This window comes from Sphingomonas sp. FW306-05-A, assembly GCF_058782275.1.
Genome location: NZ_JBYSXN010000003.1, coordinates 43,724 through 68,227, shown reverse-complemented (window position 1 = coordinate 68,227; position 24,504 = coordinate 43,724). Strand labels below are relative to the sequence as shown.

The 24,504-nt window shown below is 66.3% G+C and carries 23 protein-coding genes and 1 riboswitch; of the genes, 14 read left to right on the top strand and 9 right to left on the bottom strand.

Translation table 11 applies throughout. The features are described 5' to 3' along the window. Positions 1–111: 111 nt before the first annotated feature. Positions 112–2,253: a transglycosylase domain-containing protein gene (locus tag AC3WJR_RS16635; RefSeq protein WP_492726320.1), complete on the bottom strand. Its 2,142-nt coding sequence runs from the start codon at positions 2,251–2,253 to the stop codon at positions 112–114. 237 nt (positions 2,254–2,490) lie between these two features. On the opposite strand from AC3WJR_RS16635, the gene AC3WJR_RS16630 reads away from it, so the two are divergent. Genes AC3WJR_RS16630 through AC3WJR_RS16620 form a run of 3 tightly spaced genes read left to right on the top strand, consistent with a single transcriptional unit; the run spans position 2,491 to position 4,638 of the window. Further along, positions 2,491–3,081 (top strand): NADPH-dependent FMN reductase, encoded by a 591-nt coding sequence (locus tag AC3WJR_RS16630; protein WP_354283258.1) that lies wholly within the window; start codon positions 2,491–2,493, stop codon positions 3,079–3,081. Further along, positions 3,074–4,303 carry a molybdopterin-dependent oxidoreductase gene (locus tag AC3WJR_RS16625; RefSeq protein ID WP_492726319.1) on the top strand — a complete coding sequence of 410 codons (1,230 nt, stop codon included), beginning with the start codon at positions 3,074–3,076 and terminating at the stop codon, positions 4,301–4,303. The genes AC3WJR_RS16630 and AC3WJR_RS16625 overlap by 8 nt, the downstream gene beginning before the upstream one ends. Next, positions 4,300–4,638, top strand: coding sequence for a cytochrome C nitrite reductase (locus AC3WJR_RS16620; RefSeq protein ID WP_492726317.1), 339 nt, complete (start codon positions 4,300–4,302; stop codon positions 4,636–4,638). Before AC3WJR_RS16625 ends, AC3WJR_RS16620 begins: the two co-directional genes overlap by 4 nt. Here AC3WJR_RS16620 and AC3WJR_RS16615 read toward each other — a convergent pair. Beyond that, positions 4,629–5,561, bottom strand: coding sequence for a sulfite exporter TauE/SafE family protein (locus tag AC3WJR_RS16615; protein ID WP_492726316.1), 933 nt, complete (start codon positions 5,559–5,561; stop codon positions 4,629–4,631). The two genes, AC3WJR_RS16620 and AC3WJR_RS16615, sit on opposite strands and share 10 nt — an antisense overlap. Positions 5,562–5,625: 64 nt before the next feature. Between AC3WJR_RS16615 and AC3WJR_RS16610 the strand changes: the two genes are divergently transcribed. Together AC3WJR_RS16610 and AC3WJR_RS16605 are read left to right on the top strand one after the other, a co-directional pair. Next, positions 5,626–6,315, top strand: coding sequence for a cytochrome c oxidase assembly protein (locus AC3WJR_RS16610; RefSeq protein ID WP_492726314.1), 690 nt, complete (start codon positions 5,626–5,628; stop codon positions 6,313–6,315). Continuing rightward, a complete protein-coding gene (locus tag AC3WJR_RS16605; protein WP_492726312.1) occupies positions 6,312–6,803 on the top strand; it encodes a CopD family protein in 492 nt (163 codons plus the stop codon). The genes AC3WJR_RS16610 and AC3WJR_RS16605 overlap by 4 nt, the downstream gene beginning before the upstream one ends. Here AC3WJR_RS16605 and AC3WJR_RS16600 read toward each other — a convergent pair. Further along, positions 6,773–7,288, bottom strand: a complete 516-nt coding sequence (locus tag AC3WJR_RS16600; protein ID WP_492726310.1) for a DUF2231 domain-containing protein — start codon at positions 7,286–7,288, stop codon at positions 6,773–6,775. The two genes, AC3WJR_RS16605 and AC3WJR_RS16600, sit on opposite strands and share 31 nt — an antisense overlap. A 42-nt stretch (positions 7,289–7,330) precedes the next feature. On the opposite strand from AC3WJR_RS16600, the gene coxB reads away from it, so the two are divergent. Genes coxB through AC3WJR_RS16585 form a run of 3 tightly spaced genes read left to right on the top strand, consistent with a single transcriptional unit; the run spans position 7,331 to position 10,721 of the window. Continuing rightward, positions 7,331–7,963: a cytochrome c oxidase subunit II gene (gene coxB / locus AC3WJR_RS16595; protein ID WP_492726308.1), complete on the top strand. Its 633-nt coding sequence runs from the start codon at positions 7,331–7,333 to the stop codon at positions 7,961–7,963. Next, positions 7,960–10,410 carry a cytochrome c oxidase subunit I gene (ctaD, locus tag AC3WJR_RS16590; protein ID WP_492726306.1) on the top strand — a complete coding sequence of 817 codons (2,451 nt, stop codon included), beginning with the start codon at positions 7,960–7,962 and terminating at the stop codon, positions 10,408–10,410. Before coxB ends, ctaD begins: the two co-directional genes overlap by 4 nt. Beyond that, positions 10,398–10,721, top strand: coding sequence for a hypothetical protein (locus AC3WJR_RS16585; RefSeq protein WP_492726304.1), 324 nt, complete (start codon positions 10,398–10,400; stop codon positions 10,719–10,721). The genes ctaD and AC3WJR_RS16585 overlap by 13 nt, the downstream gene beginning before the upstream one ends. A gap of 34 nt (positions 10,722–10,755) precedes the next feature. On the opposite strand, the gene dnaN is transcribed toward AC3WJR_RS16585, so the two are convergent. Together dnaN and AC3WJR_RS16575 are read right to left on the bottom strand one after the other, a co-directional pair. Further along, the gene (gene dnaN / locus AC3WJR_RS16580; RefSeq protein WP_131530146.1) at positions 10,756–11,868 is read right to left on the bottom strand and encodes a DNA polymerase III subunit beta; all 1,113 of its coding nucleotides are present in this window, start codon (positions 11,866–11,868) and stop codon (positions 10,756–10,758) included. A gap of 172 nt (positions 11,869–12,040) precedes the next feature. Then, positions 12,041–12,715, bottom strand: coding sequence for an outer membrane protein (locus tag AC3WJR_RS16575; RefSeq protein ID WP_354283277.1), 675 nt, complete (start codon positions 12,713–12,715; stop codon positions 12,041–12,043). 151 nt (positions 12,716–12,866) lie between these two features. Between AC3WJR_RS16575 and AC3WJR_RS16570 the strand changes: the two genes are divergently transcribed. Beyond that, on the top strand, positions 12,867–13,541 hold the full coding sequence (locus tag AC3WJR_RS16570; protein ID WP_492726301.1) for a histidine phosphatase family protein: 675 nt from the start codon (positions 12,867–12,869) through the stop codon (positions 13,539–13,541). Beyond that, positions 13,538–14,083, top strand: a complete 546-nt coding sequence (locus tag AC3WJR_RS16565) for a hypothetical protein (RefSeq protein ID WP_492726299.1) — start codon at positions 13,538–13,540, stop codon at positions 14,081–14,083. The genes AC3WJR_RS16570 and AC3WJR_RS16565 overlap by 4 nt, the downstream gene beginning before the upstream one ends. 204 nt (positions 14,084–14,287) lie before the next feature. Here AC3WJR_RS16565 and AC3WJR_RS16560 read toward each other — a convergent pair whose 3' ends face one another. Next, positions 14,288–14,560 carry a hypothetical protein gene (locus tag AC3WJR_RS16560; RefSeq protein WP_492726296.1) on the bottom strand — a complete coding sequence of 91 codons (273 nt, stop codon included), beginning with the start codon at positions 14,558–14,560 and terminating at the stop codon, positions 14,288–14,290. Positions 14,561–14,734: 174 nt separating this feature from the next. On the opposite strand from AC3WJR_RS16560, the gene AC3WJR_RS16555 reads away from it, so the two are divergent. From AC3WJR_RS16555 to rlmN, 3 genes are all read left to right on the top strand, one after another. Further along, complete coding sequence (locus tag AC3WJR_RS16555) at positions 14,735–15,496, top strand: PEPxxWA-CTERM sorting domain-containing protein (protein ID WP_492726294.1); 762 nt, start codon at positions 14,735–14,737, stop codon at positions 15,494–15,496. 725 nt (positions 15,497–16,221) lie between these two features. Next, on the top strand, positions 16,222–17,334 hold the full coding sequence (opgC, locus tag AC3WJR_RS16550) for an OpgC domain-containing protein (RefSeq protein ID WP_492726292.1): 1,113 nt from the start codon (positions 16,222–16,224) through the stop codon (positions 17,332–17,334). Between the two features lie 622 nt (positions 17,335–17,956). Next, positions 17,957–19,165, top strand: a complete 1,209-nt coding sequence (gene rlmN, locus AC3WJR_RS16545; RefSeq protein ID WP_492726290.1) for a dual-specificity RNA methyltransferase RlmN — start codon at positions 17,957–17,959, stop codon at positions 19,163–19,165. Between the two features lie 117 nt (positions 19,166–19,282). Here rlmN and AC3WJR_RS16540 read toward each other — a convergent pair whose 3' ends face one another. After that, complete coding sequence (locus tag AC3WJR_RS16540) at positions 19,283–20,131, bottom strand: amidohydrolase family protein (RefSeq protein WP_492726288.1); 849 nt, start codon at positions 20,129–20,131, stop codon at positions 19,283–19,285. A 64-nt stretch (positions 20,132–20,195) separates the two neighbouring features. Beyond that, the gene (locus AC3WJR_RS16535) at positions 20,196–21,398 is read right to left on the bottom strand and encodes an acetyltransferase domain-containing protein (protein ID WP_492726286.1); all 1,203 of its coding nucleotides are present in this window, start codon (positions 21,396–21,398) and stop codon (positions 20,196–20,198) included. Positions 21,399–21,437: 39 nt separating this feature from the next. Here AC3WJR_RS16535 and AC3WJR_RS16530 point away from each other — a divergent pair, with 39 nt between their 5' ends. Further along, positions 21,438–23,540: a TonB-dependent siderophore receptor gene (locus AC3WJR_RS16530; RefSeq protein WP_492726284.1), complete on the top strand. Its 2,103-nt coding sequence runs from the start codon at positions 21,438–21,440 to the stop codon at positions 23,538–23,540. Between the two features lie 211 nt (positions 23,541–23,751). On the opposite strand, the gene cobU is transcribed toward AC3WJR_RS16530, so the two are convergent. Then, on the bottom strand, positions 23,752–24,267 hold the full coding sequence (cobU, locus tag AC3WJR_RS16525; RefSeq protein WP_492726282.1) for a bifunctional adenosylcobinamide kinase/adenosylcobinamide-phosphate guanylyltransferase: 516 nt from the start codon (positions 24,265–24,267) through the stop codon (positions 23,752–23,754). 27 nt (positions 24,268–24,294) lie between these two features. Then, a riboswitch (cobalamin riboswitch) is annotated at positions 24,295–24,499 on the top strand. Positions 24,500–24,504: the final 5 nt, after the last annotated feature.

Here is a 24,504-nt window from a genome sequence, read left to right as displayed (position 1 = left end):
GGGCTGTGCTCCGTTACATCCGCCATCGCGACTGGGCCCCGGCCTTCGCCGGGGAAGCGCTCATGGTTTCAAGGCGCGTGTACCCAAAGCCGCGCCATTGCACCAGCCGCGCTATTGCTCGTCCTCATACCCCTCGGGCGGCGGGGCACGGTCCTCGTCCTCATTGCGGCGACGGCGACCGCGGTCGTCCTCGCGTCCCCCTTCGCGATTGGGCTCGAAATCGAACTGCCCGTTGCGCAGCCGCACCCGCCCGATCCCGGGGATCTCCCCCTCGACCGGCGGGATGTTCTGCGGATCGAGGAAGTTCTCGATCGTCTCCTCATAGCCATTGGCATCGGGATCGATCACCTCGGGCACAGCCTCGGGCACGAACGCCGCGCCGACGCCCAGCGCCTGCTGCATGAAATCGCGCCACACCCGCGCGGGCACGCCACCGCCCGACAGCCCCGCGTTGGGGGTGTTGTCGTCGTTACCGACCCACACACCGACGACCAGCCCGTTGGCGAACCCGACGAACAGCGCGTCGCGGCTGTCCTGCGTCGTACCCGTCTTGCCGTAGGTCTTGACCGACAATGCCGCCGCACGCCCCGTCCCCGCTTCCGCCGAGGCGGACAGCAAGTCGAGCATCTCGTCGCGGATCGTCCCCGACAATGCCTTGGGGCGACTGGTCAGGCTCGCAAGCATCCCGCGCTCGGGCGGATCCTCCAGCCCGCGCGCGCGCACCGGATATTGCTCGGCGGCGATCGCGGCATAGGCCTGCGTCAGTTCGAGCAGCGACATGCTCGCCGTCCCCAGCGCGATCGTCGCCTCGTTCGGGATCGGCGTCGTCACGCCCAGGTCGCGCGCTGCCTTGATGACGTTGGCAACGCCCACTTCCTGCGTGATCCGCGCCGCCGCCACGTTGGACGAGCGTGCGAACGCCTGGCGCAGCGTGATCGGGCCAAGATAGCGCCCGTCCGAATTGCGCGGGCTCCAGTTGGCGATCGTGATCGGCTTGTCGTCGACGATCGAATCCGGCGTCATCCCGTGCCGCATCGCCGCCAGATAGACGAACAGCTTGAACGCCGATCCCGGCTGCCGCATCGCCTGGGTCGCGCGGTTGAACGGGCTGTCGGCATAGGATTTGCCCCCAACCATCGCGACGACGCGGCCATCGGGGCGCATCGCCACCAGCGCAACTTGCGCCTGCCGCAATCCCGCGCGCTTGACCGAGCGTTCCGCCGCACTTTGCAGTCGGCGGTCGAGCGTCGTGCGGACCTTGCTCTCGCGCGCCAGATCACCCGCCTGGTCGCGCGCAGCCGGGAGCACCCAGTCCGCGAAATAGGTCCCGTTGGGGAGCGGCGCGACGCGGTCGGTCGCAAGCCGGGCGGGACGCACCGAAGCCGCGGTTTCCTTGTCGAGGAACCCGCCCTCGACCATCGCGCGCAGCACCAGCGCCCCGCGTGCCCGTGCGCCGGCCAGGTTGACCGTCGGTGCCAGCCGCGACGGTGCCTTGACCAGCCCGGCGAGCATCGCGCCTTGCGCGATCGACAGATTCTCCGGCGTCCGCCCGAAATAATGCTTCGCCGCGGCGCGCAGGCCGTAGGTGTTGTCGCCGAAATAGACCGTCGACAGATAGCGCGACAGGATCTGGTCCTTGGTCAGCCACGCCTCGAGCCAGAAGGCGATCAGCACTTCGCGGATTTTCCGCGCGGCGGTGCGGTCCGAATCGAGGAACGCGTTCTTCGCCAGCTGCTGCGTGATCGTGCTGCCGCCCTGGTCGCGCCCGGTCGAGCGGACATTGTGGACGAACGCGCGCGCGATTCCCTGCGGGTCGATCCCCCAATGCGAGCGGAACCGCCGGTCCTCGATCGCGAGGAACGCGTTGGTGACGTTCTTCGGCAGCTTTGCCGCATCGACCGACGAGCCCACGATAGCGCCGCGCCGCGCGATCGGCGTGCCGTCGTCCGCCAGCAGCGTGACGCTGGGGGGCGTCGGCGGCTGGAGCGACTTGGACAAGGGCGCAGTCACCGCAAGCCACGCAACCGCAAGCACGAACAGCACGATCCCCGCCGCAAGTCCGCGCATGATCCAGCGTGTCCAGTTGATCCGCTGCCGCGTCCCGCGCGGACGCCCATTCGGACGGTCGTCGTCGTCGTCCGGCTCGTACGGGGCTTCGCGCAGATAGCGCTCGGGCGGGGGCACGCCGTTCGTCAGGTCCAGCGGGTTGCGCGGATCGTCACGATCGGATGCGTCAAAAGGGTAACGGCGCATGCTCACCAGATCCCGAAAGCCGGACGGATTAGTGTGTTATCTGTATAGGACAGACCGCGCAAGCAGGGAACAGGCATTTCCGGGCATCTAGCAGCGCAGGGCGCGCGGAGCGAGCGATGTTGCACAGCCGTCCAAAAGCATCTGCCGCGGCGCAGCGCAAAGCATTGAGGCAAAGCGCGGGTCGGGCTATTGAACCCGCTCCCGGTCGCCTGGCGGCCCAGCCGAAAGCCCCAACCGATGGCCGAAACCCAGCCCGATCAGCCCCTCGTCGTCGGTATCGGCGGGACGATCGGTGGCGTTTCCTCCACCGAACGCGCGCTGCGGATCGCACTCGACGCAGCGGGGCGCGAAGGCTTTCGCACGCGGATGTTCGGCGGCGCGGACATGGCGCGGCTCCCGCTCTACGACCCGCGGGCGACGACGCGCACGCCCGAAGAGAACGAATTCGTCGAGACGATGCGGCAGGCGTCCGCGGTCATCATCGCCTCGCCCGGCTATCACGGCAGCATCTCGGGCGTGGTCAAGAATGCGCTCGACCTGCTCGAGGAAACCGCGCGCGATCCGCACCGCCCGTATTTGGCGGACATGCCGGTCGGCCTGATCGCGACCGCTTATGGCTGGCAGGCGACGGGCAGCACGATCGCGGCGCTGCGCTCGATCGTCCATGCGCTGCGCGGCTGGCCGACGCCGTTCGCCGCGGCGGTCAACACGCAGCTGACCAAGTTCGACGAAGACGGCGGGGCGAGCGACGCCGCGGTGATCGAGCAATTGTCGCTCGTCGGCAAGCAAGTCGCGCGGTTCGTGCCGGTGGCAATCCAGCATGGCTGACCCCGTGGATCGTCGCGCCGCGCTGGCGCTCGGGGGCCTCGGCGTCGGTGCCCTCGCCAGCGCGCCGCTTTGGGCAAAGGGGATGGGGGCGCAGGCGATGGGCGCGCAGGCAACGGTTGATCTTGGCCTGTCCGAGGGCGCCGGGCAACGCCCGCTGACCGATGCCTTCCCCGGCAAGAAGGGGATGATCCTCCAGCGCAGCCGCGCGCCGCTGCTCGAAACCCCGATGGCGGCGTTCGACGGCGCGCTCCAGGACGATCCCGTCACCCCCAACGACCGGTTCTTCGTGCGCTGGCATTATGCCGACATTCCGCTGTCGGTGGATGCCGCTGCGTTCCGGCTCCGCATCGGTGGTGCGGTCAAGCGTGCGGTATCGCTCTCGCTCGCCGAGATCCAGGCAATGCCGCAAGTCACGGTCACTGCGGTCAACCAATGCTCGGGCAATTCGCGCGGAATGTTCGGTCCGCGCGTCCCCGGCGCGCAATGGGGGAATGGCGCGATGGGCAATGCGCGCTGGACTGGCGTCCGGCTGCGCGACCTGATCGCGCGCGCCGGCACCGCGCCGGGCGTGGTGCAGGTCAAATGCGCCGGGCTCGACCAGCCCCCCGGCGATGCCCCGCATTTCGCCAAGTCGCTCGCGCTCGATCATGCGGAGGACGACGACGTGATCGTCGCCTATGGGATGAACGGCGCGGCGCTTCCGCTGCTCAACGGCTTCCCGCTCCGGCTGATCGTGCCGGGCTGGTATTCGACCTATTGGGTCAAGGCGCTCGATTCGATCGAATTGCTGACCGGCCCCGACACCGGCTTCTGGATGGCGAAGGCGTATCAAATCCCCGAGACCGAGGATGCCGGGGTCAAGCCCGGCGCGACCGGTTTCCCGACCGTGCCGATCAGCCGGATGCCGCCGCGCGCCTTCTTCACCCGCACAACCCCGCAGGAAGCGCGCGGGATCGCGATGGGCGGGGATGCGGGCGTCGCCAAGGTCGAGGTCTCGCTCGACGGCGGCGCGCACTGGCAACAGGCGCAACTCGGCCCCGACCACGGGCCATACAGCTTCCGCCGTTGGGCGATGCCACTGACGGGTCTGGCGCGGGGCCCGCACGCGCTTGCCGTGCGCACCATCAACACCCGCGGCGAAGGGCAGAAGCCCGCGCCGATCTGGAACCCCGGAGGCTATTTGCGCAGCAGCATTGAAACCGCCCGCGTGGTGGTGGCATGAGCCGCGCATCGCTCGCCGCGCTGCTGCTGCTACTCGGCGCGTGCAGCCGCACCGCGGCACCCGCCGATACCGCCCCCGCCGCCCCGATCGCGCTGACGTCGCAGACGATCGCGCTTCCCGACGAGACCGCGACGCTTCCGGCGAGCGCCGAGATCCTCACGACGAACTGCACCGCCTGCCATTCGCCCGAGATGCTGCTGACCCAGCCCAAACTCGACGCGAAGACCTGGACCGCCGAGGTCGCCAAGATGCGGTCCGTCTACAAGGCAGCGATCGACCCCAAGGACGACCCGAAGCTCGTCGCCGCACTCCTCACGCTTCCTAATCAGAAATAGGCGCGGACGAAGAACACGATCGTGGTCGCGGCGGTGACGAACAGCGTCCAGCCGCGCACCACTCCGGGCGACAGGCGCTTGCCGATCACTGCGCCGATCCACCCGCCGACGATCGCGCCGAACAGCATCGGCACCGCCGCCGCCCAGGCGACCAGTCCGGTCGAGATGAACACCACCGCGGCCGCGGCATTGGCGACCCCGAGCATCAACGTGCGCGGCGCGAACAGCGCGCGGGGGGATACGCTCGCAAGCAACCCGTAGACCGCGGTCATCATCAACCCCACCCCGCCGCCGAAATAGCCGCCGTAGATCCCCAGCAGCGTCTGCGCCGCGATCAACGCGCGCGGCCCGATCGTGACGCGGGCGTGGAGCGCCTCCGCCGCGCGGCTGCCGAACGCGATCACGACCAGCGCCATCAGCAACAGCCACGGGATCAGCAGGTCGAACACCCGCGTCGGCGTGACCACCAGCAGCGCACTCCCGGCCAGCCCGCCGACGAAGGTGATCCCCGCGAGCAACCCCACGTTGACGCCCCCGACGGGTGCCAGTTCGCGGCGGAATGCCCAGCTGCTCGTCGCGGCACCGGGCAGCAGCGCGACGTTCGAGGTCGCATTGGCGGTATTCGCGGGCAGCCCGAGCGCGATCAGCGCGGGCAGCGTCGCGAACGTCCCGCCGCCGGCCAGCGCATTCATCGCGCCGCCCAAGATCCCCGCGCCGCCGGACAGCGCGATTGTCGTCAAAGTCACGCGGGATTCCATCAGCTTGGCCATCGATCCGGCATCCACTGCGCCGTTCCTTCCGCCACCGCTGGTGCTTTGGCGGAAGCTGCCGCGGGCGGCAAGCGCACGCACGATCGCCCGAAAGGTTGCGCACGCCGCCTGAACCCTCCGCCGCTTGGTGCGTTCGCTTTGGATGGTGGTCACAGGAACCACCGAAAAACGGGGACGTATCATCGATTGGCAGCAACGTTATTGCGGGCCGGCCCCCGTGCCGGCGACCTGGGCAGACCAGTGGAACGGTGATCCCGTGATGATCGCGGCGATGCTCGGCGCGGGCGCGCTGATGATGTGGCGCTTGTCCGGGCCTCGCCGCCAGGCCGGTTTGCTTGCGTTGGCGGTGCTTGCGCTCGCCTTTGTGTCGCCGCTTTGTGCGCTGACGACCGCGCTGTTCGCGGCGCGCGCGGTGCATCATTTGCTGCTGTTCACGCTGGCCGCCCCGTTGCTCGCGATCGCCTTTCCCGCGCCGTGGCTTGGCAAGCGCGTTCCCGCCGTCCTGCTCGGATCGACCGTAATGCTGTGGGCGTGGCACTGGCCGGTCGCCTATGACGCCGCGCTCGGCAATGTCGCACTCTACTGGGTCATGCAGCTCGCCTTGCTGTCGGCGGGGTGGGCGTTCTGGACTGCGGTCGGTACGGCCTCACCCGCGCAGGCGGTGACGGGGATCGTCGGCGGTGCGGTCCAGATGGGCCTTCTCGGCGCGTTGCTGACCTTCGCCACGCGACCGCTCTATGCGGTCCATGCGACCAGCACCGTGCCGTTCGGGATCGGGCCGATCGCGGACCAGCAACTCGCCGGGTTGATCATGTGGGTGCCGGGGATGCTCCCATATGCGGCAACAATCGGCTGGATTGCGCACCGTAGCTGGCGACAAATGACACAAACCGGTGCCGCAACATGATCCTGACGGTGGTAAAAGCGCTGCATATTGCCGCGCTGATCCTGTGGAGCGCAGGCCTGATCGCCTTGCCGCTGGTGCTCGGCAAGCATGAGGCGGGCGAGGAACAGGCCGATTACGCGCGGCTCCGGCGCATCACCAACTACGGCTATACGCGCATCGTCACGCCCGCCGCCGTGATTGCGGTTTCCGCGGGTACGGCGTTGATATTCCTGCGAGAAGTCTTCGTCCCCTGGATGTTCGCCAAGCTCGTCGCGGTCGGCCTGCTGGTCGCGCTCCACGCGCTGATCGGCCATACCGTCGTCCAGATGAGCGAACGCCGCGGGGACTACATCCCGCCGTCCCCGCTCCCGCTCGTCTGTGCGATGATCGCCACGATGACCGGCGTGCTGCTGCTCGTGCTGGCCAAGCCGGTTATGCCGGATCTCACCCCCGACTGGCTCGAAACGCCGCAAAACAATCATTTGCCGTTGGAAGCGACCCCGACTTGATACTCGAACACCAACTTGCCGCCATGCCAGCCCGTGAAGCCCGTGAACGCGACCGCGAACGTCGACAGCAGCAGGCCGTAGGGCAGGATCGCCTGCTCGTAGCCGGTCAGCCGATACCCCCAGTTCGCGCCGAGGATCGACAGCAGCATCACCGCGATGATGAAGTGCGTCCAGCTCGCGGCGCGCGCGCGAATGCCCGGGACCATCAGCAGTTCGACCGTCCCCGCGATCCCCGCCAGCACCCCGAGCAGGAACCCCGCGCCCGACGCCCACAACCCGGCCCGCGCCCAGAACGCATCGCCCGTCCACCAGTAGAGCACATCGGCGGCGAAGGTGCAGGTCGTCAGCGCGATCGGAAAGGCGACCAGCACCGCATGGATCGGATGCCCGGCCAGCGCGACCTTGGACTCGGTCCGTGCGAACGCCGGGCTGTCGGCGATCGGGTCGCGCAAGCGCGTGTCCGTGGTGCGGATGGAATCGGTCATCGGTCGGTGGTTTCCCGGGTGGCGCTCGCGGTCGTAACGGTCATGACGACCACAGGTTGCGCCGGGTCGCTGTCCACGCTCGATCCCGCCGGCCCGCACGCCGCCGACGTGGCAACCCTGTGGTGGGTGATGCTCGCCGGTGCAGCGGTGCTCGCGGCGCTGGTCTTCGGTCTGCTGGCGGTCGCGATGCTCCGGCGCGATCGGGACGATTCCGCGCCGCGCGCGACCGTCTGGATCGGATGGCTTGGGCTCGCAATGCCGGTGGTGGTGCTGTCGGCGCTGCTCACCTATGCGCTGATCCTCGGCGCACGCACCCTGCCCAACCCTGCTCCGGATACCGTAACCGTGGGGGTCGAGGCACGGCGCTATGCCTGGGTGTTCCGCCACCCCGGCGGACGCGAGACCGAAGGTGTCCTGCATATTCCGGCGGGTCGCCCGGTCGATGCGTCGATCACCGCGACCGACGTGATCCACAGCTTCTGGGTGCCGCGTCTCGCGGGCAAGATGGACGCGATCCCGGGGCATACCAATGTGCTGCGGATCGTCGCCGCGCGGCCTGGAGTCTTTCGCGGCGAATGCGCCGAATATTGCGGCACCGGCCACAAGGACCACGGCTTCACCGTCGTCGCGCATGATGCGGCGGGCTGGGCCGCCTTCGTTGGAGGAACACGATGAACGCGCTCAAGCGGCATCGCGCGATGGATGCGATCTGGCGGACCGAGCCCGGCTGGCGCGGAATGCTGCGATCGGTCAACCACAGCGACATCGGCAAGCGCTTCATCGTCGCCGCCTTCGTGTTCTTCGCGATCGGCGGCGTGCTCGCGATGCTGATCCGCGCACAACTGGCGACGCCGAACAGCGCGTTCGTCGGTCCCGAAGTCTATAATCAACTGTTCACGATGCACGGCAGCATCATGATGTTCCTGTTCGCGATCCCGATGTTCGAGGGGTTGGCGATGTACCTCCTGCCCAAGATGCTCGGCGCGCGCGACATGGCATTCCCGCGGCTCTCCGCGCTCGGCTGGTGGTGTTACCTGTTCGGCGGCAGCATCCTGATTGTCGCGATGCTCGCGGGCGTCGCGCCCGACGCGGGCTGGTTCCTCTACCCGCCGCTGTCGGGCAAGGAGTGGACGCCGGGGATCAACAGCGACGTCTGGCTGCTCGGCATCACCTTCGTCGAGGTGTCGGCGATGTGCGCGGCGATCGAGATCGCGGTGTCGATCCTCAAACTGCGCGCAGCGCACATGCGGCTCGATCGGATGCCGCTGTTCGCCTGGTATCTGCTCGCGACCGCCGCGATGATGCTTTTCGGCTTCCCGCCGCTGATCCTCGGGTCGATCCTGCTCGAAGTCGAACGCGCGTTCGGGTGGCCGTTCTATACGCCCGCGCTGGGGGGATCGCCGCTCCTGTGGCAGCACCTGTTCTGGCTGTTCGGCCATCCCGAGGTGTACATCATCTTCCTCCCCGCGGCTGGCGCGGTATCGACGATCCTCCCGGTCATGGCGCGGACCCGGATCCTCGGATATGGCGCGATCGTCGCGGCGGTGATGGCGCTCGCGTTCCTCAGCTTCGGGCTGTGGGTCCATCACATGTTCACCACCGGCATCCCGCACATGGCGCTCGGCTTCTTCTCCGCCGCATCCACGCTGGTGGCGATTCCGACCGCGGTGCAGATCTTCGCCTGGCTCGGCACGCTGTGGAGCGGACGCCCGCAGATGAAGCTGCCGATGCTGTATTTGATCGGCTTCTTCATCGTGTTCGTGCTCGGCGGCCTGACGGGCGTGATGCTCGCGGTGGTGCCGTTCGATGCGCAGGCGCACGACACCGCGTTCGTCACCGCGCATTTGCATTACGTCCTGGTCGGCGGGTTCGTCTTCCCGATGCTCGCCGCGGCTTATTACTGGTTGCCGCATTTCACCGGGCGGGGCCGCGTGCTGCAATTGGGCGAGGCTGCCTTCTGGCTGATCTTCGTCGGGTTCAATGTCACCTTCTTCGCGATGCACCTGACCGGCCTGTTGGGCATGCCGCGCCGGGTCGACACCTATCCCGAGGGCATGGGCTGGACCTGGCTCAACCTGACATCCTCGGTCGGCAGCTTCATCATGGCGTTCGGCTTCGCGCTGTTCGCGATCGATGTCGGGCTGCAGATCTGGCTCGGCCGCCACCGCCGCCGCAATCCGTGGAACGCAGGCACGCTCGAATGGGCGATGATGATGCCGGCGCCGTCATATAACTTTGCGAGCCTCCCTACCGTCTCGGGGCAGGACCCGCTCGAAAGCGAACCCGACATGGCGCTGGCGCTGGCGCGCGGCGAGGGGTGGCTCGGCGAAGCACGGCACGGCTGGCGCGAGACGCTTGCGGTCGACATGGTGACCGGCGCGCCCGAACATGTCGTGATTTTGCCGCAGAATAGCTGGTATCCCATCGGCATGGCCGCAACGCTCGGCGGGTTCTTCCTGTCGATGCTCGCAGGGCTGTATCCGGTCGCGCCGCTCTTCCTCGTCGGCGTGATCGTCCTGGGATGGCGCTGGGGATGGACGCACGGACGGCGCGACGATGTCGGGCCGGTCCCCGCCGGGCACGACCGCTCGCTGCCGACTGCGTTCGAGGTCGAGGGGACCGTCGGCTATTGGGGAAGCGTCTTTGCGCTGGCGGCGAGCGCGACGCTCTTTGCTTCGTTGCTGTTCGGCTATGCCTTCCTGTGGACCGTCGCGCCCAACTGGCCACCGCCGGTGCTGGTCGCGCCGATGCTGTGGCAACCATTGCTTGCGATCGGCGGCGCTGTCGTCGCACTGATTGCGGCACGGCGTGATGCGGTCACGCTGGCGCTCGTCGGGCAAGCCGCGATCATCTTCGCGCTGATCGGGGTCATCGCGTTCGCGCTGCCCGCCCCGGCCAGCCATGCCTATGCCGCGACGAGCGTGACGGTGGCGGGCTATGCGCTGTTCCATGCCGGCATCGCGGCGACAATCTTGGCGTTCCTGCGCGCGCGAATCGGCGCGGGGTTCGTCGCTGGCGCGCGGCAGGGCGAACGGCGGATCGCACGGTTGTGGAGCGACCATGCCGCAGGGTCGGGTGTGGTGACGATGCTGGTGCTAGCGATCCCGGGATGGCTGGTATGATCGCGCTGTTGCGGATGACCGCGGGGCTGATCGTCTGGGCAATCGCCTTTTGCACGCTGTACGGCCTGAGCGGCATCGGCTGCGCGGCAGGATGGGCGTCGGCGCATACGATCGGGGGCCTCAGCGTCCACCACGCAGCGATGCTCGGGGCATGGCTCGCCTGCATCGCCGCGGCGAGTGGGGTTTGCGTCGCGCTGCGGCGACACGGCGACAGCATGATCGACAAGACGTCCTGGACGCTCGCGGTCGTCGGGCTGTTGGCAACGATCGTGACCGGCCTGCCGATCGTGCTCGTCCCGGCCTGCCTCTAGCGAAACTAGCGGGAGCCGCGCTCCCGCCAAAGGTTCAGACGCGCATCGGCATCAGCACGTACAGCGCCGCGGACTTGTCATTCTCGCGAATCAGCGTCGGCGCGGCGGCATCGGCCAAGTGAACCTCGATCGTGTCGCCATCGAGCTGCCCGAGGATGTCGAGCAGATAGCGGCTGTTGAACCCGATCTCGAAGCCGAGCGCGGTGTAGTCGCCGGGGACTTCCTCCGCCGCGGTGCCGTTTTCGGGCGAGCTCACCGACAGGATGATCTTGTCGCGATCGAGCGCCATCTTGACCGCACGGGTCTTCTCGGTCGCGATCGTCGAGACGCGGTCGACGCCTTCCTCGAAGCTGCGCGGGTCGATCTTGAGGATCTTGTCGTTGCCGGTGGGGATGACGCGGCTGTAATCCGGGAAGGTCCCGTCGATCAGCTTGGACGTCAGCAGCGCCTGCCCCAGATCGAAGCGGATCTTGGTCGGCGACATCGACACGCCGACCGACCCGTCGATCTCGTCGAGCAGCTTGCGCAGCTCGGCGATGCACTTCCGCGGGATGATGATGTCGGGCATCGATTCGGCGCCATCCGGACGCGGCATCGTGACGCGCGCAAGGCGGTGGCCGTCGGTCGCGGCGGCCTTGAGCACGGGGAGCGGATCCTCCGACACGTGCCAGAAGATGCCGTTCAGATAATAACGCGTTTCCTCGGTCGAGATCGCGAAGCGCGTCTTGTCGATGATCTGCTTGAGCGTCTCGGCGGGCAGCTCGAAGCTGACCGGGAGCTCGCCCTCGGCGATCACCGGGAAATCGTCGCGCGGCAGCGTGCCGAGCTGGAACTTGGCTCGCCCCGCCATGATCGTCATCTTGCCCTCGGCCGCGCTGAGCGAGACCTGGCTGCCCTCGGGCAGCTTGCGCGCGATGTCGAACAGCGTGTGCGCCGACACGGTGGTCGAGCCGGGCTGGTCGACCGCGGCTGCGATCGTCTCGTTGATCTGGAGATCCAGATCGGTCGCCATCAGCTTGAGGCCGCCCTCGGCGGTCGCCTCGATCAGGACGTTGGACAGGATTGGAATGGTATTGCGCCGCTCAACCACCGACTGGACGTGGCTAAGCCCCTTCAACAAGGTTGCGCGTTCGATCGTCGCCTTCATGCCGTTCCCCCGGGCCGCTGCCCCATTTTCAGCCCGTTCCGGTGCGCACCGGGGGCAATTCGCCGTGTGCCTTTCCTTAAACATAAAAGGGGCCGGAGCAAGCGCCCCGACCCCTCTTTCCCGTACCTAAATCAGGCGCGGGCCGTCTCTTTCTCGGTCATAACCGACCGGATCAGAAGCGGAAGCCAACTCCGGCCAGGACCTGGTGACGGTCCGTATCGACGCCGAAGTTGTTGGTGTTCGCGCCATTCGCGAACTCGAGACGCGCATTGCCGTAGTTCGAATAGCGATACTCGACCTTGGCATAGGTGCGCGGCGTGATCGCCTGCTCGAGGCCCGCGCCGACGCGGTAGCCGTCAAGCGTGTAATGCTCGCCGGTGGTGACCGTGCCGTTGTTCGCGGTCAGGTCGAGGCGGGCGTTGGTGTAGCCACCCTTTGCGTACAGCAGCGTCGCCGGGGTCAGCTTGTAGCCGACGCGGCCACCGACATAGAAGTCGCGGCCCGCCTTGACGCGGCCATAGCCGAGCGCCGCTGCGTCGACCGGATTGTTGGTGACCTTGCTGGTCGACCCGGTGACTTCGCCTTCGATGCCGTAGACGATCCGGCTGCCGTTATCGAAATCATAGCCGATGTCGCCGCCATAGGTCAGGCCGTCGGCACCGCGGTCGCCGCGGATGCTCGAATCCTCGGTGCTGCCGGGCTTGAGATTGTCGTAGCCGAGCAGGACGCCGGCGCGCGGGCCGTTGAACGCGCGGTCGGAAGGGGGCGGGCCGTCCTGGGCCAGTGCGGGGGCTGCCATGCCGAGACCGAAAGCGGCTGCGGCGGCGGTGAGGACGATCTTGCGCATAGGGGGTACTCCAATGGTGTTCGCCCGCCGCTGTGTGAGCCTGTGTGCGGCGGGGAAGGCTCAGATAGGCGCTCCGCCGGGGGCTTGCATGAACCTCAGATAAACGCGGAAATCCGTTGCTTTTGGGCCACACGGGGTTGAAGACGCGGCCATGGATTCCAACGCCCAGAAGCTGTCGCAAACCGCCAACATCTCGCCACGGAGCGGCCGCGATTACATCGCGCGGCACGGCGAAACGGTCTTCAATGCGGCCGGACGGTTACAGGGCGAGCACCCGCACACCCCGCTCACCCGCGCAGGTTTCGCGCAGGCCGAGGAGATGGGACGTGCGCTTCGGACAAAATTAGGCGCGAAACCTGCGCTGACGCTATGGGCATCGCCGACCGGACGCGCGTTGCAGACGCTCGCGGTGATCGCGGAACACCTCGAACTCGACTGGCACGGCGCGAAAACCGACTCGCGACTGGTCGAAATCGGGACCGGGGACTGGGCCGGGCGCTATTATGCGGACCTCGCGGCGGAAGGGCTGAAAGTGGTCGACCGCACCACCGGTCTGCTTCACCCCGCCCCGAACGGCGAACATTATCCCGCGATCGCGGCGCGCGTGTCGGGCTGGCTTGCCGACACGCAGGACGATCCGGGTGACCGGCTCGTCATCATGCACGGGATCTCCAGCCGGGTGTTGCGCGGGGTGATGACCGGCGCACCCGAGCTGCCCGGCTATGGCGCACCCGCCGCCCCGGGCCTTCCGCAGGGGTCGCTCGTGCTGATCGAGCGCGGGCAGGAGACGCTGGTCCACCGCGGCGCGGGGCATGCCCCGGCGTGAGCCGCCGGGCGCTGACGGCGCTCGCGCTGGTCGCAGCGCCTGCCGTTATCATCACCGCCGCTACCACCGTTGCCGCCGCCCCGATGGCGAACGGTGGCGCGCGCGAGACGATCGGCATCTTCAATCGCTGGGGCGCATTCGCGGATGCCAGCCCGCCACGCTGCTATGCGATCGCCCAGCCGGTCACCGCCGGCGGTGCGGAACGCTGGCGCCCGTTCGCGAGCATCGCCTCCTTCCCGGATCGGCGATCGGGGGGCGGTGCGCGCAATCAGATCCACCTCCGGCTCAGCCGCGCACGCAATCCGCAGGCCCGCGTCACGCTGTCGGTCGGGGAACGCCGCTTCGACCTCGTCGCCTCCGCAGCCGACGCATGGGCCCCCGACACGCGCACCGACGCCGCGATCGTCTCGGCGATCCGCGCCAGCCGCAGCATGAGCGTGGAGGCGCTGGGTCGTAGCGGCACGCCGTTCGCCGACGTCTATGCCTTGCGTGGAGCCGCGACGGCGATCGACGCAGCGGCGCTGGCCTGCCTCGGACGGTAGCGCGCAGGGCGGGTCAAACGTCGCTATGGTTGCACAGACGCAGGACGGGAGCGTCAGGCGGATATTTACGCCAAGCGGTTGATAACCATACGATAATGCCTGGTCGCAAGGTCAGCCGTCGGAGTGGCGCAGGGTTCGCACGATGAGGCTGTTGTGGAGGAGCTGGATCGCGACCAACAGCGCGCCACTCCCGAACATCACCGGTCACACGAGCGCCTCCTGCCCGGCGCGCGGCGGAAGCGTCTGCGACAGGACCGCCACAACCCCCAGCACGCCCGTCGCCAGCACCGGGACGAACGCCAGCGCCACAGGCCGCGGCGCGCTCCAGGTGACCCGGCCGTCCAGCCACCATTGTATCGGCAGCCGCAATTCGTGGCGTAAGCGCATATTTGCGAGGATTGCCGACACGATCGTCGTCACGCCGACCGGAATTACGACACCAAGGTAAGCTATAGCGCGAATCTCCGAGCGAATCATACCAGCGCCACAGGAGCGCTCAAAACAGATCGGGAAACGTAACCGACATGGCTAACGCCGAGTTTACCAAATTCCGTCTCAATTCAGGATCCTGTTAACTAAGCTGTCAAGTTGATCAGCCCCCTTTTTTGGAGAAATACGGTCCCAGCCAAACCGCCGACGAAAGATAGTGTAATGCGTAAACAGATCGCCTTCGCCTTTGCCGCTGCAATGCTTGCCGCTGGCCCCGCCCATGCCACCAGTTTCCTGGTATCGACCACCACCGCCGGTAATACCGGCAGCAGCGACGCGGGACGCATCTATACCGCAACCAACGGCAGCGGGAAGCTGAACGTCAAGGTCACCGGTTGGTCCAGCATCAACGGCGTGATCGACAATAGCGCGGTCGGCTCCTACGGCACCGCGGGCCTCGGGATCATCAACCGGAACGAGACCGGCGCGAACGGCACCCACCAGGCGGACAGCTCCGGTGGCACCGATTTCTTTCTGCTGCAGTTCGACCAGGCCGTGAAGCTGACCTCGGCGGTCTTCAACAGCTATGCGTTCAACGGCTATGCGCCCGACAATAACGCGCTGCTCGGCTGGGGATCGACCACCGCCGCCTGGAACAGCACGCTGCCGATCGACGGATACAGCTATGCCAGCCTCGCGAGCGCGTTCAAGGGAACCGCGACGTCCATCGGCACCGGTGCGAGCGGATCGCGCGGGATCGCGCTGGGCGACCAGGCGTTCGGCAACGTCTGGATGATCAGCGCAACTACGCCCGACGGCGGCAAGGCATATGATGCCTTCAAGCTCGGCGGTTTCAGCGTGAGCACCATGGCCGCCGTCCCCGAGCCCGCAACCTGGGCGATGATGCTGATCGGCTTCGGCTTCGCAGGTGCAGGGCTGCGCTATCGCCGTCGCCAGACGGCGGTTTCCTTCGCCGCGGCCTGATTGGTCCGTCGCTTCGGCGTATGAGAAGGCCGCCAATGTTCCGGGAGGGGCGTTGGCGGCCCCTTCTGTGTTTGTCATGCGGCGCTCGTCACAAACGCCGATGACATGCTTGAACCATTGAGCCTCGCTTACGGACGTTTTCGTGCGTCCGCTTACGTGACCAAAGGCTGCCGGTGACTTTTCGTGCACGGCGATCCTGTTCCTGTCGTCTGAACGTCGCACCGTGATGCAAAGCCGACGTCAACTGCGCCGCTTTGGTGCATTACATGTATCGAGATCGGACAGCCTAGTAGCACAGGGCCGCTGTCGGATTGCTTGAACGCACTTCGTGGTTCGGAGCAAGCCGACCACCCTGGAGAACCCCGTAGCCTCGACGGGTCCAAACTCCATCCTTCCAAATCGCCCTGACCAAACGGGCATCGTGGCGGCAGGAAGATCAAGAAGGCCTACCACGCTGGCAAGGCACTGCGGAGAGCCAGTCACCTCGATGTTCACGCGCTGGGGTGGTTCAGTCTCCCCTGCATGGCAAGCAGCGCAAGTAAACACCGCAACGATCGCAAGCTTGATCGTCATTGCTGAACGCTCCTCATCGTGGTGAACGTCTGCAACAGTCCCACGACTGCGTCGACCGAGCTTGCGTTCGCAACGTTAACCATATTGACCCGGCCATCGCATGCTGCCACCAACGTCTTCAAACAAACATCTGATCCGGAAGTGTTTTTTGCATGGCGCGTGATAGTAGGATCGATACGATACGCGGCTTTGCAATGGTTACCATCATTATCAACCATTTTTCGTTTCTGTCGGCAGAGCTTGGAATGACGGGCCCTCAAATACCGACTGCGACGACCGTTTCACTTTCGTCCGCGGCGGAAATATTTGTAGCATTGTCGGGCTACATGGTTGGAATGGTCTATGTAAATAAACCTAATGCGACGGCGCTGTTGTTTGTCCGAGCTACAAAACTTTACGCATGGAACTTCGCACTTTTCATAGCGGCGGTACTATCTACATTTGCGACAAATCAACAGTTTAATGCAGCAACCAACTTTACACCGTTGACGACAGCTCCATTACAAGCTGCGGCTTATTTTTCGGTCCTGACCTACGGTCCTTTTATACTCAATGTTCTGCATTTGTACGTTACGTTGCTTTTGATAAGTCCAGTAGCAGTGTGGCTTATTCGTCGCTCACCACTGATTTTGGTAGCGACATCAATGACGGTATACCTTGCATTCCAGGTTTTTGTGCGGATTTACCCTGAACTGGGCGGTTCGCCTAACCCCCTTGAGAAAAGCGCTTGGTCACTCCACCCGTTGGCGTGGCAGGTGATATTCTTCGTCGCCATGGCGGGTGGCAGCGTCCGGCTGCATGATCGCGTCTTTGCCTTACTCGAAAAACAGCGCTGGATATTCTGGGCATCACTGGCTCTGTTTGCGTTGATAGGAACACTGAAGATCGTACTGGATCTCCCGCGCATTCCGCTCGCTGATCACGGGACTCTTGGGCCGGCAAGAGCAGCGCATGCCATATTGGTCGTTTTACTTTATGCCGGGGTGGTTACGGTTCTGAGAAACCACCTAGATAGCCTGATACTTCGATCGGCCGCTCTGATCGGTCGGCACAGTCTAAACGCATTTTTATTTAGCACTGTGGCGACATTCATCGGTCTCTATATATGGCAACAGCTCGGGTTGGGTTGGCTTGGTTATATAGCCATCACGATAACTTCGGTTCTAGCGACGTGGGCAGCGGCAAAATATTGGGACAAACGCAAGTTTGCCAAAACCTCAAGATCGGGATCCATAAACGGGATTCCCTTGGGGGCTCGAATCTGAGATCCGGCTCGGATCTAGTCGATCCGCCCACCCAAGCGTTTGGTCCCGGAGTGTAGAGATACGGTCGATCTCAATTCGGCTGGAATCGTTTGTCCAAAAGCGTGCAAGATATTCGTAGGACGTGAGGCCGCGCATCTCGAGACGACGCGATTAATTCCGACATGGAGGTGGAAATTGGCCTCCAGCGTATGCAAGCCGTCATCGAGGCACCAGCGTGTGGCGGCGGAACGCTGCAACCATCGCTTTCCCCGCATTGCTTCCCCGGCGAAGGCCGGGGCCCAGTAGCGGAGGTGGAGGTAACGAAGCGCAATCGCTCGCACTCTTCTGCCTTTCTCCTGGGCCCCGGCCTTCGCCGGGGAAGCGCTACACCGAATGCCTGATGCAAGCATCAGCCCCCGCAACGCTGTCGCAAAGTGCCATATTTCGACTGTGTCGAACCTCGGCACTTTAGCGAACGATGTGTTTTTTTTCGAAACGGCGGGCAACCAGCGTCGCGACGGCACCCTCTGGACCAATGCCATCCGAAGACCGTCACATCCTGCAAGCCCCCGCCGCAACGCCCAGATCACCCCCCCCCCACAGGGAGTAGAAAATCCCGCCATTTTCCCCTATGTGCAGCCCCATGCAGACAGCACCAGCCTACGCCATGCCCATTCCGGGGCATATCGACCCCGTACCCGTGCCGCGCGCGCTGGTGCCGCGCAGCGATGGGCGGATCGATCTGCTCGGCCTGTCCAAGCTCGATCTGCGAATGGCGCTAGAAACATCGCAGCTCGACCCCAAGCAGGCGAAGCTGCGCGCCAAGCAATTGTGGCACTGGATCTACAATCGCGGCGTCACCGACTTTTCGCTGATGACCGACATCTCAAAGACGATGCAGCCGTGGCTCGAGCAGCGCTTCACGATCAGCCGCCCGCAAGTGGTCGAGGCGCAGGTTTCGACTGACGGGACGCGCAAGTGGCTGCTGCGCACCGACGACGGCAATGATTACGAGATGGTGTTCATCCCCGATGCGGACCGCGGCACCTTGTGCGTGTCGAGCCAGGTCGGCTGCACGCTCAATTGCCGCTTCTGCCATACCGGCACGATGCGGCTGGTGCGCAACCTCAGCCCGAGCGAAATCGTCGGGCAGGTGATGCTCGCGCGCGATGCTTTGGGCGAATGGCCGAGCCAGCCCGAGGGGCGGATGCTCACCAACATCGTGATGATGGGGATGGGCGAGCCGCTCTATAATTTCGACAATGTCCGCGACGGGTTGAAGATCGTGATGGACGGCGACGGGATCGGCCTGTCGCGGCGGCGGATCACGCTGTCGACCTCGGGCGTGGTGCCGCTGATGGCGCGCGCGGGGGAGGAGATTTCGGTCAACCTCGCGGTGTCGCTCCATGCCGTCACCAACGAGATCCGCGACGAAATCGTGCCGATCAACCGCAAGTATAAGCTCGAGGAAGTGCTGCAGGCGTGCGCGGACTATCCGGGCGCGAACAATGCGCGGCGGATCACGTTCGAATATGTGATGCTTAAAGACAAGAACGACAGCGACGCGGATGCGCGCGAGCTGGTGCGGTTGCTCAAATTCTACGACCTGCCGGCGAAGGTCAATCTGATCCCGTTCAACCCGTGGCCGGGCGCGCCCTATGAATGCTCGACCCCGGAGCGGATCAAGGCGTTCTCGAACATCGTGTTCGACGCCGGGATCAGCGCCCCGGTCCGCACCCCGCGCGGGCGCGACATCGACGCGGCATGCGGGCAGCTCAAGACCGCGAGCGAAAAGAAGACCCGCGCCGAGCTCGACCGGCTGGCGGAAGAGAAGCAGGCGGCGCTGGGCTAGGGTTGCTCCCCCCTCCCCGTTCGGGCTGAGCGAAGTCGAAGCCCCCGTCTCCCCACAAGCCCTCAGCTAGTGTGGCGGTGCCCTTCGACTGCGCTCAGGGCGAACGGGGTGGGGGGATCAGGCCGGGCCGTCCCCCTCCAGCCCGTAGAAATCGACCGCCGCACCGTGGAACAACCGGTCGATGTCCGCGCCCACCGCGCGCGCCATCCGCAGCGCATCGTCGTGCCAGCGCCGCCAATCGTCCCCCGACAGCCGCACGACCGGCCAGTCGCTCCCCCACATCAGCCGCGGCCCGAACGCGTCGACGAGGTGCGCGACATAAGGCGCGAGGTCGTCCGCGGGCTGACCGGGTGCCTGTTCGGTCCGCAACCCGGACAGTTTGCACTGCACCCCAAGCCCGGCGAGCGTCGCGATGTGCTCGCGCCACGGGTCGAGCGTGCCAGTCGCGGCGAACGGCTTGGCGGCATGGTCGATCACGATCGGCAGATCGGGCCAGCGCTCGACGAAGCGCGCGAGCATCGGCAGATGGCGCGGCTGGACCAGCGCATCGAGCCGCAATCCCGCCGCCTGCATCGCCGCGATCGCAGGGGTAAGCGCCTCGCCGAGCAGCCAGTCACTATCCTCGATCGCCTGCAGCATCGGGCGCAGGCCGCGCAACAATGGGTTCGCCGCCAGCGCAGCGATGCGATCGGGCGCAGCGGGATCGGCGAGATCGACCCAGCCGACCACCGCGCGCACCAGCGGCGTCCGCTCTGCCAGCGCGAGCATCCAGTCGGTATCGGCGTCGGTCGGCTGCGACTGGACCAGCACGCTTCCCGCAAGGTCGAGGCCGTCGAGCGACGATAGCAAGTCGTCCGGGCCGAAGTCGCGGTGGATCGGCGCTTCCGCGGCGGTTGGCCACTCATGCCCGGGCGTCGTCAGCGACCAGAAGTGCTGGTGCGCATCGATCCATCGCGTCATCGTCATGTTCCCGTGCAAGTCCTTGCGCCGGGATGCCCTTTGGCCGCCGCGGAGGCCAGCCCTGTCCGCTTCACAAATAGCGCATCCACGCCTGTCCGCTCGTCCGCTTGACTCGCGTGAACGCACGGCACGCGAACCACCCCGGCACCGCGACCGCCGCCGCGATCAGCCACAGGCTCGCGACGTTGCCGACGCTGACCAGCGGTGCGTCATGCGGCACGACCAGACCGACCGCGCGATTGAGACCGTGCAGGGCGTACAGATGCACCACGTAGAAGAACAAGGGCACGCCACCGAACACCGCGAGCCCCTTGCCCAAACCCCCGCCCCACCGCTCGAAGACCGCGAGCAACGGCAAGCCCAGCCCCAGCGTCACCAGCAGGAAATCGGCGGACGGCGGATATTTGGTGAGGTTGAGCACGCTCATCGTCGTCGACAGCGCATCCGGCCCACTTACCCACGGCGTCCGATCGCCATAGACGTTGGTGGCGCGCAGCAGCGCAAACAGCGCAAGCGCCACCACCCCCACGCCGACCAGCCGGCGTCCGCGCACCGCAGGCGTCACCGCTCGCGCAAACCACGGCCCGATCGCATAACCAAGCAGGATCACGCCGATCCACGGCAGCACCGGATAGGACGTCCGCGCCTGCGCGCCCCACGGCAGATCGATAAGGCCGCGGTCGTGCAGGATCGCCCAGGGGACGTGCCACGCCGATCCGACCGGCGCTTCGATCCCGTCGAGCAGATTGTGCCCGAGCACGATCGCCAGCCCGAGCGCGATCAGCCCCCACCGTGGCAAATGTAGCAACCCCGAAAGCGCGATCATCGCCACGCCAATCGCCCAGATGACCTGGAGGTAGATTAGCTTGGGGGTCGGATCGAAGCTCCACGCGAAGCTGACCACGGTCAGTTCGAGCGCGATCAGGAACAGCCCGCGCTTGAACAGAAACGCCGATGCCGCGCCCGCCCCGCCTTTCGCGGCCCCGTACAGATACGCCGCGAGCCCGGTCAGCAGCAGGAACACCGGTGCGCAGAAATGCGCGGTTAAGCGCGTGAAGAACAGCTCGGGCGGCGTCGTCGCAAGGGTCATTGGGTCGCTGACCTGCGCGTGGAAATAGAAGAACTCGCGGGTGTGATCGACCAGCATCAGCAGCATCACCAGCCCGCGCAACGCATCGATCGACCCGATACGATGCGACGATAGCGCCTGGGTTACGGGGACTTGCGCGATCGGTGCGGGATCGCGCGATGCGCTTGACAGGGTCGGGTTCATACGAAAGGGGATGGTACAACATATCCCGAAAGGCAAGCCTTGCGCTATCATCTCCTGGCCGCAGCGATGTCGTCGCTCCCGTTCGCGCCCGCCGAAGCGGAACCGCGCGAGGCACCGCCGGTGGAAACGTCCGTCCCCGAAATCAGGGATGATGCGGGCGCGGACGGCAGCGCCGACATCGTCGTTCTGGGCACGCGCCGAACCAGCGTCGACCGGGCGCTGTCGTCGGACGCGATCACCGAGCGCATGTCGCAATCGAGCCGGTCGATCGAACGCGACTTGCTGAGCGCGGCGGGCACGTATCGCCTGGCGGACGCGCTGGAACTCGTCAGCGGGGTCAGCAACCAGAACAATCGCGGCGGCTTCCTCGACAATTTCGCGATCCGCGGGTTTCTCGGGACGCCCGATGGCGGGGCGGAATATTATGTCGATGGCTTCCTCGCCAACCGCGGCCTCGCGCCGCCGCGCGACCCGGCGACGGCCGAGCGGATCGAGCTGCTCAAGGGACCGTCGGGCGCGATCTTCGGTGACATCGATCCGGGCGGGCGCGTCAACATCGTCAGCAAGACTCCGCAATCCAAGGCGGCCGCGTCGGCGACCTTCACCTACGGGTCGTTCGACACGCGGCGAGTCGAGCTCGATGCGACCGGGCCGCTCACCGGCACGCTTTCGGCGCGGCTGGTGGTCGCGGGCGAGGACAGCGACGGCTGGCGCGATTTCGTGACGCTCAGCCGCCGCGTGGTCGCGCCGTCGCTGCGCTGGTCGCCGTCCGCCGCTGCGCAGCTAACCTATGTCGGCGAGATCACCCGGTTCGACGCGCCGTTCGACCGCGGGATCCCCGCGATCCGCGGCGACGCCAATGCCGTGCCGCGCACCCGTTTCTATGGCGAGCCCGGCGACGGACTGACGCGCTTCCGCAACCAGCGGCATCAAGTGACCGGCGTGTTCGGGCTGGGCAATGGCTGGTCGTTGAACGGCGGAGTCGCCTATCGCACGGGAACGCTGACGGGGTTCTCATCGGATCATGTCCAGCTCCGCCCCGACGACCGCACGCTGTGGCGGCAACGCCGCCAGCGCGATTACGCGGTCGACGACCTGTCCGCGCGCGCCGAACTGTCCGGGCGGATCGGCGCGCATCGCGTCGCTGTCGGCGTGAAGGGCTATTATCTCGACTATCAGGACCGCTACCTCCGCCGCACCCCGACCGCCGCCGCGCCTTATGCGATCAATGTCGACACGCCGGTCTACGGCATGCCGGGGCCGACCCCGATCCCGTTCGTCGACAATCGCGAGAAGCGCTGGGCGGGAACGGTCTATGTCCAGGACATGTGGGAAGCGACCGAACGGCTGACGCTGTCGGGCGGGCTTCGCGTCGATCCGTACCGCCAGCGGCTCGCCAATCTGCGCACCGGGCTCACCGTGCGGCGCGTCGATGCCCCCGTGAACGGCCGGGTCGGCGCGCGCTATCAGGTCGCTGAGCATGTCGCGCTCCACGCCAATTGGGGGGAGAGCTTCCTGCTCAACTCGGGCACCGACCGGTTCGGCACCGGCTTCGGGCCGGAGACGGGCAAGGGCTATGAAGTCGGGGTCTCCGGGGCTTGGCGCGGGATCGACGTCGCGGCAACGTGGTTCGACATCACCAAACGCGGCATCCTCACCAACGACCCGACCGACCCCGGCTATCTCGCGCCGGTCGGGCAATTGTCGAGCAAGGGCATCGAACTCGACGGATCGCTCAAGCTGGGGCCGCGCTGGCAGGTCGTCGCCAATTACGCCTGGACTCGCGCGCGCACCGACGACGCCACCTTCGCGACCGACCGCGTGCTCAACGTGCCCGAGCATAGCGGCGGCGTGTTCGTGCTCGGGCGGTTCGGTCCCACGCCCGGGCTCGGCCTGTCGGGGAGCGCGGGGGTGGCCTATGTCGGCGACCGTGCGGGCGCGATCGATGCGAGCGGGCTGGTGCTGCCGGGTTACGTGAAGGCCAAGGCGTCCGCCGAATACGGCGTGTCGCGGCATGTCTCGCTTCGGGTCGAAGCGGACAATCTGTTCGATGCGCGTTATGCACAAAGTTCGTACAGCCCGGTGTGGGTGTTTCCTGGTTCGCCGCGGACGGTGCGGTTCAGCGTTCAGGTTCACGGCTAGGCCAAGGTGTTTCGAGGGTGATCGCCAGCCTGTTCGGTCGCCCGAACCCATCGGGGCGCTTGTTCCTGCTCGCCACCCCCAATCCGTTCGGGCTGAGCGAAGTCGAAGCCCCTCTCCCCCGCAAGCCTCGGTTTGCGTGGTGGGCGGCCCTTCGACTGCGCTTAGGGCGAACGGTAGTGGGAGGGGCCGGACTCCCAAGACCGTCGCCCTCTCAGCCGGGAAACCGCTGCAACGGAAGCACCAGCCCCGCCGCGACGAAATAGGTCGCATCGACTTGCCCCGCCACCGCCTGGTTGAGCCGCCCCGCCGCATCGCGGAAGCTGCGGCCGAGCGGATGATCGGGGACGATCCCCATCCCCACCTCGTTCGTCACGATCACGATCGGCAGCGGACTCCCCGCGATGGCACCCAGCAGATCGTCCGTCGCCCCCGCAATGTCATGCTCGCCGAGCATCAGGTTGGACAGCCACAGCGTCAGGCAATCGACCAGCACCGCGCCCGTCTCGACCGAAGCGATCGCCGCGGGCAGCGCGAGCGGGCACTCCACCGTGCGCCAACGTTCGCCCCGGTCGGCGCGGTGCCGCGCGATCCGGTCCGCCATCTCGCCGTCGCGGCCCTCGGCGGTGGCGAGATAGGCGAGCGGTCCCGCGCAGGCCTCCGCCGTTTGCTGCGCCAAGCGGCTCTTGCCAGAGCGGGCACCGCCCAGGAATAGTGTCGTCCGTGTCACATCTTGCCCTTGCCCAAAGCGCGCTCTAGACGCGCCGATGCGACAGGTTCCCAGAGATGGGATGAAAAGGGAACCCGGAAGCGCGCGGGCACGCGCGTCATCCGGGGCTGTCCCCGCAACTGTGACCGGCGAGTCTTGCTCCATTCGTGCGCCACTGGATCTCCGGATTCGGGAAGGCCGAGCCAGACGACGACCCGGGAGCCAGGAGACCTGCCTGTCGCGGTTGTCCTTCGTCCG

Coding starts and splice junctions, on each gene's coding strand:
- AC3WJR_RS16555 (WP_492726294.1), top strand. CDS start 14,735: ATGCGTAAACAGATCGCCTTCGCCTTTGCCGCTGCAATGCTTGCCGCT.
- coxB (WP_492726308.1), top strand. CDS start 7,331: ATGACGACCACAGGTTGCGCCGGGTCGCTGTCCACGCTCGATCCCGCC.
- AC3WJR_RS16570 (WP_492726301.1), top strand. CDS start 12,867: ATGGATTCCAACGCCCAGAAGCTGTCGCAAACCGCCAACATCTCGCCA.
- AC3WJR_RS16560 (WP_492726296.1), bottom strand. CDS start 14,560: ATGATTCGCTCGGAGATTCGCGCTATAGCTTACCTTGGTGTCGTAATT.
- AC3WJR_RS16635 (WP_492726320.1), bottom strand. CDS start 2,253: ATGCGCCGTTACCCTTTTGACGCATCCGATCGTGACGATCCGCGCAAC.
- AC3WJR_RS16630 (WP_354283258.1), top strand. CDS start 2,491: ATGGCCGAAACCCAGCCCGATCAGCCCCTCGTCGTCGGTATCGGCGGG.
- AC3WJR_RS16585 (WP_492726304.1), top strand. CDS start 10,398: ATGGCTGGTATGATCGCGCTGTTGCGGATGACCGCGGGGCTGATCGTC.
- AC3WJR_RS16600 (WP_492726310.1), bottom strand. CDS start 7,288: ATGACCGATTCCATCCGCACCACGGACACGCGCTTGCGCGACCCGATC.
- opgC (WP_492726292.1), top strand. CDS start 16,222: ATGGCGCGTGATAGTAGGATCGATACGATACGCGGCTTTGCAATGGTT.
- AC3WJR_RS16625 (WP_492726319.1), top strand. CDS start 3,074: ATGGCTGACCCCGTGGATCGTCGCGCCGCGCTGGCGCTCGGGGGCCTC.
- AC3WJR_RS16540 (WP_492726288.1), bottom strand. CDS start 20,131: ATGACGATGACGCGATGGATCGATGCGCACCAGCACTTCTGGTCGCTG.
- AC3WJR_RS16620 (WP_492726317.1), top strand. CDS start 4,300: ATGAGCCGCGCATCGCTCGCCGCGCTGCTGCTGCTACTCGGCGCGTGC.
- ctaD (WP_492726306.1), top strand. CDS start 7,960: ATGAACGCGCTCAAGCGGCATCGCGCGATGGATGCGATCTGGCGGACC.
- rlmN (WP_492726290.1), top strand. CDS start 17,957: ATGCAGACAGCACCAGCCTACGCCATGCCCATTCCGGGGCATATCGAC.
- AC3WJR_RS16575 (WP_354283277.1), bottom strand. CDS start 12,715: ATGCGCAAGATCGTCCTCACCGCCGCCGCAGCCGCTTTCGGTCTCGGC.
- AC3WJR_RS16605 (WP_492726312.1), top strand. CDS start 6,312: ATGATCCTGACGGTGGTAAAAGCGCTGCATATTGCCGCGCTGATCCTG.
- AC3WJR_RS16535 (WP_492726286.1), bottom strand. CDS start 21,398: ATGAACCCGACCCTGTCAAGCGCATCGCGCGATCCCGCACCGATCGCG.
- dnaN (WP_131530146.1), bottom strand. CDS start 11,868: ATGAAGGCGACGATCGAACGCGCAACCTTGTTGAAGGGGCTTAGCCAC.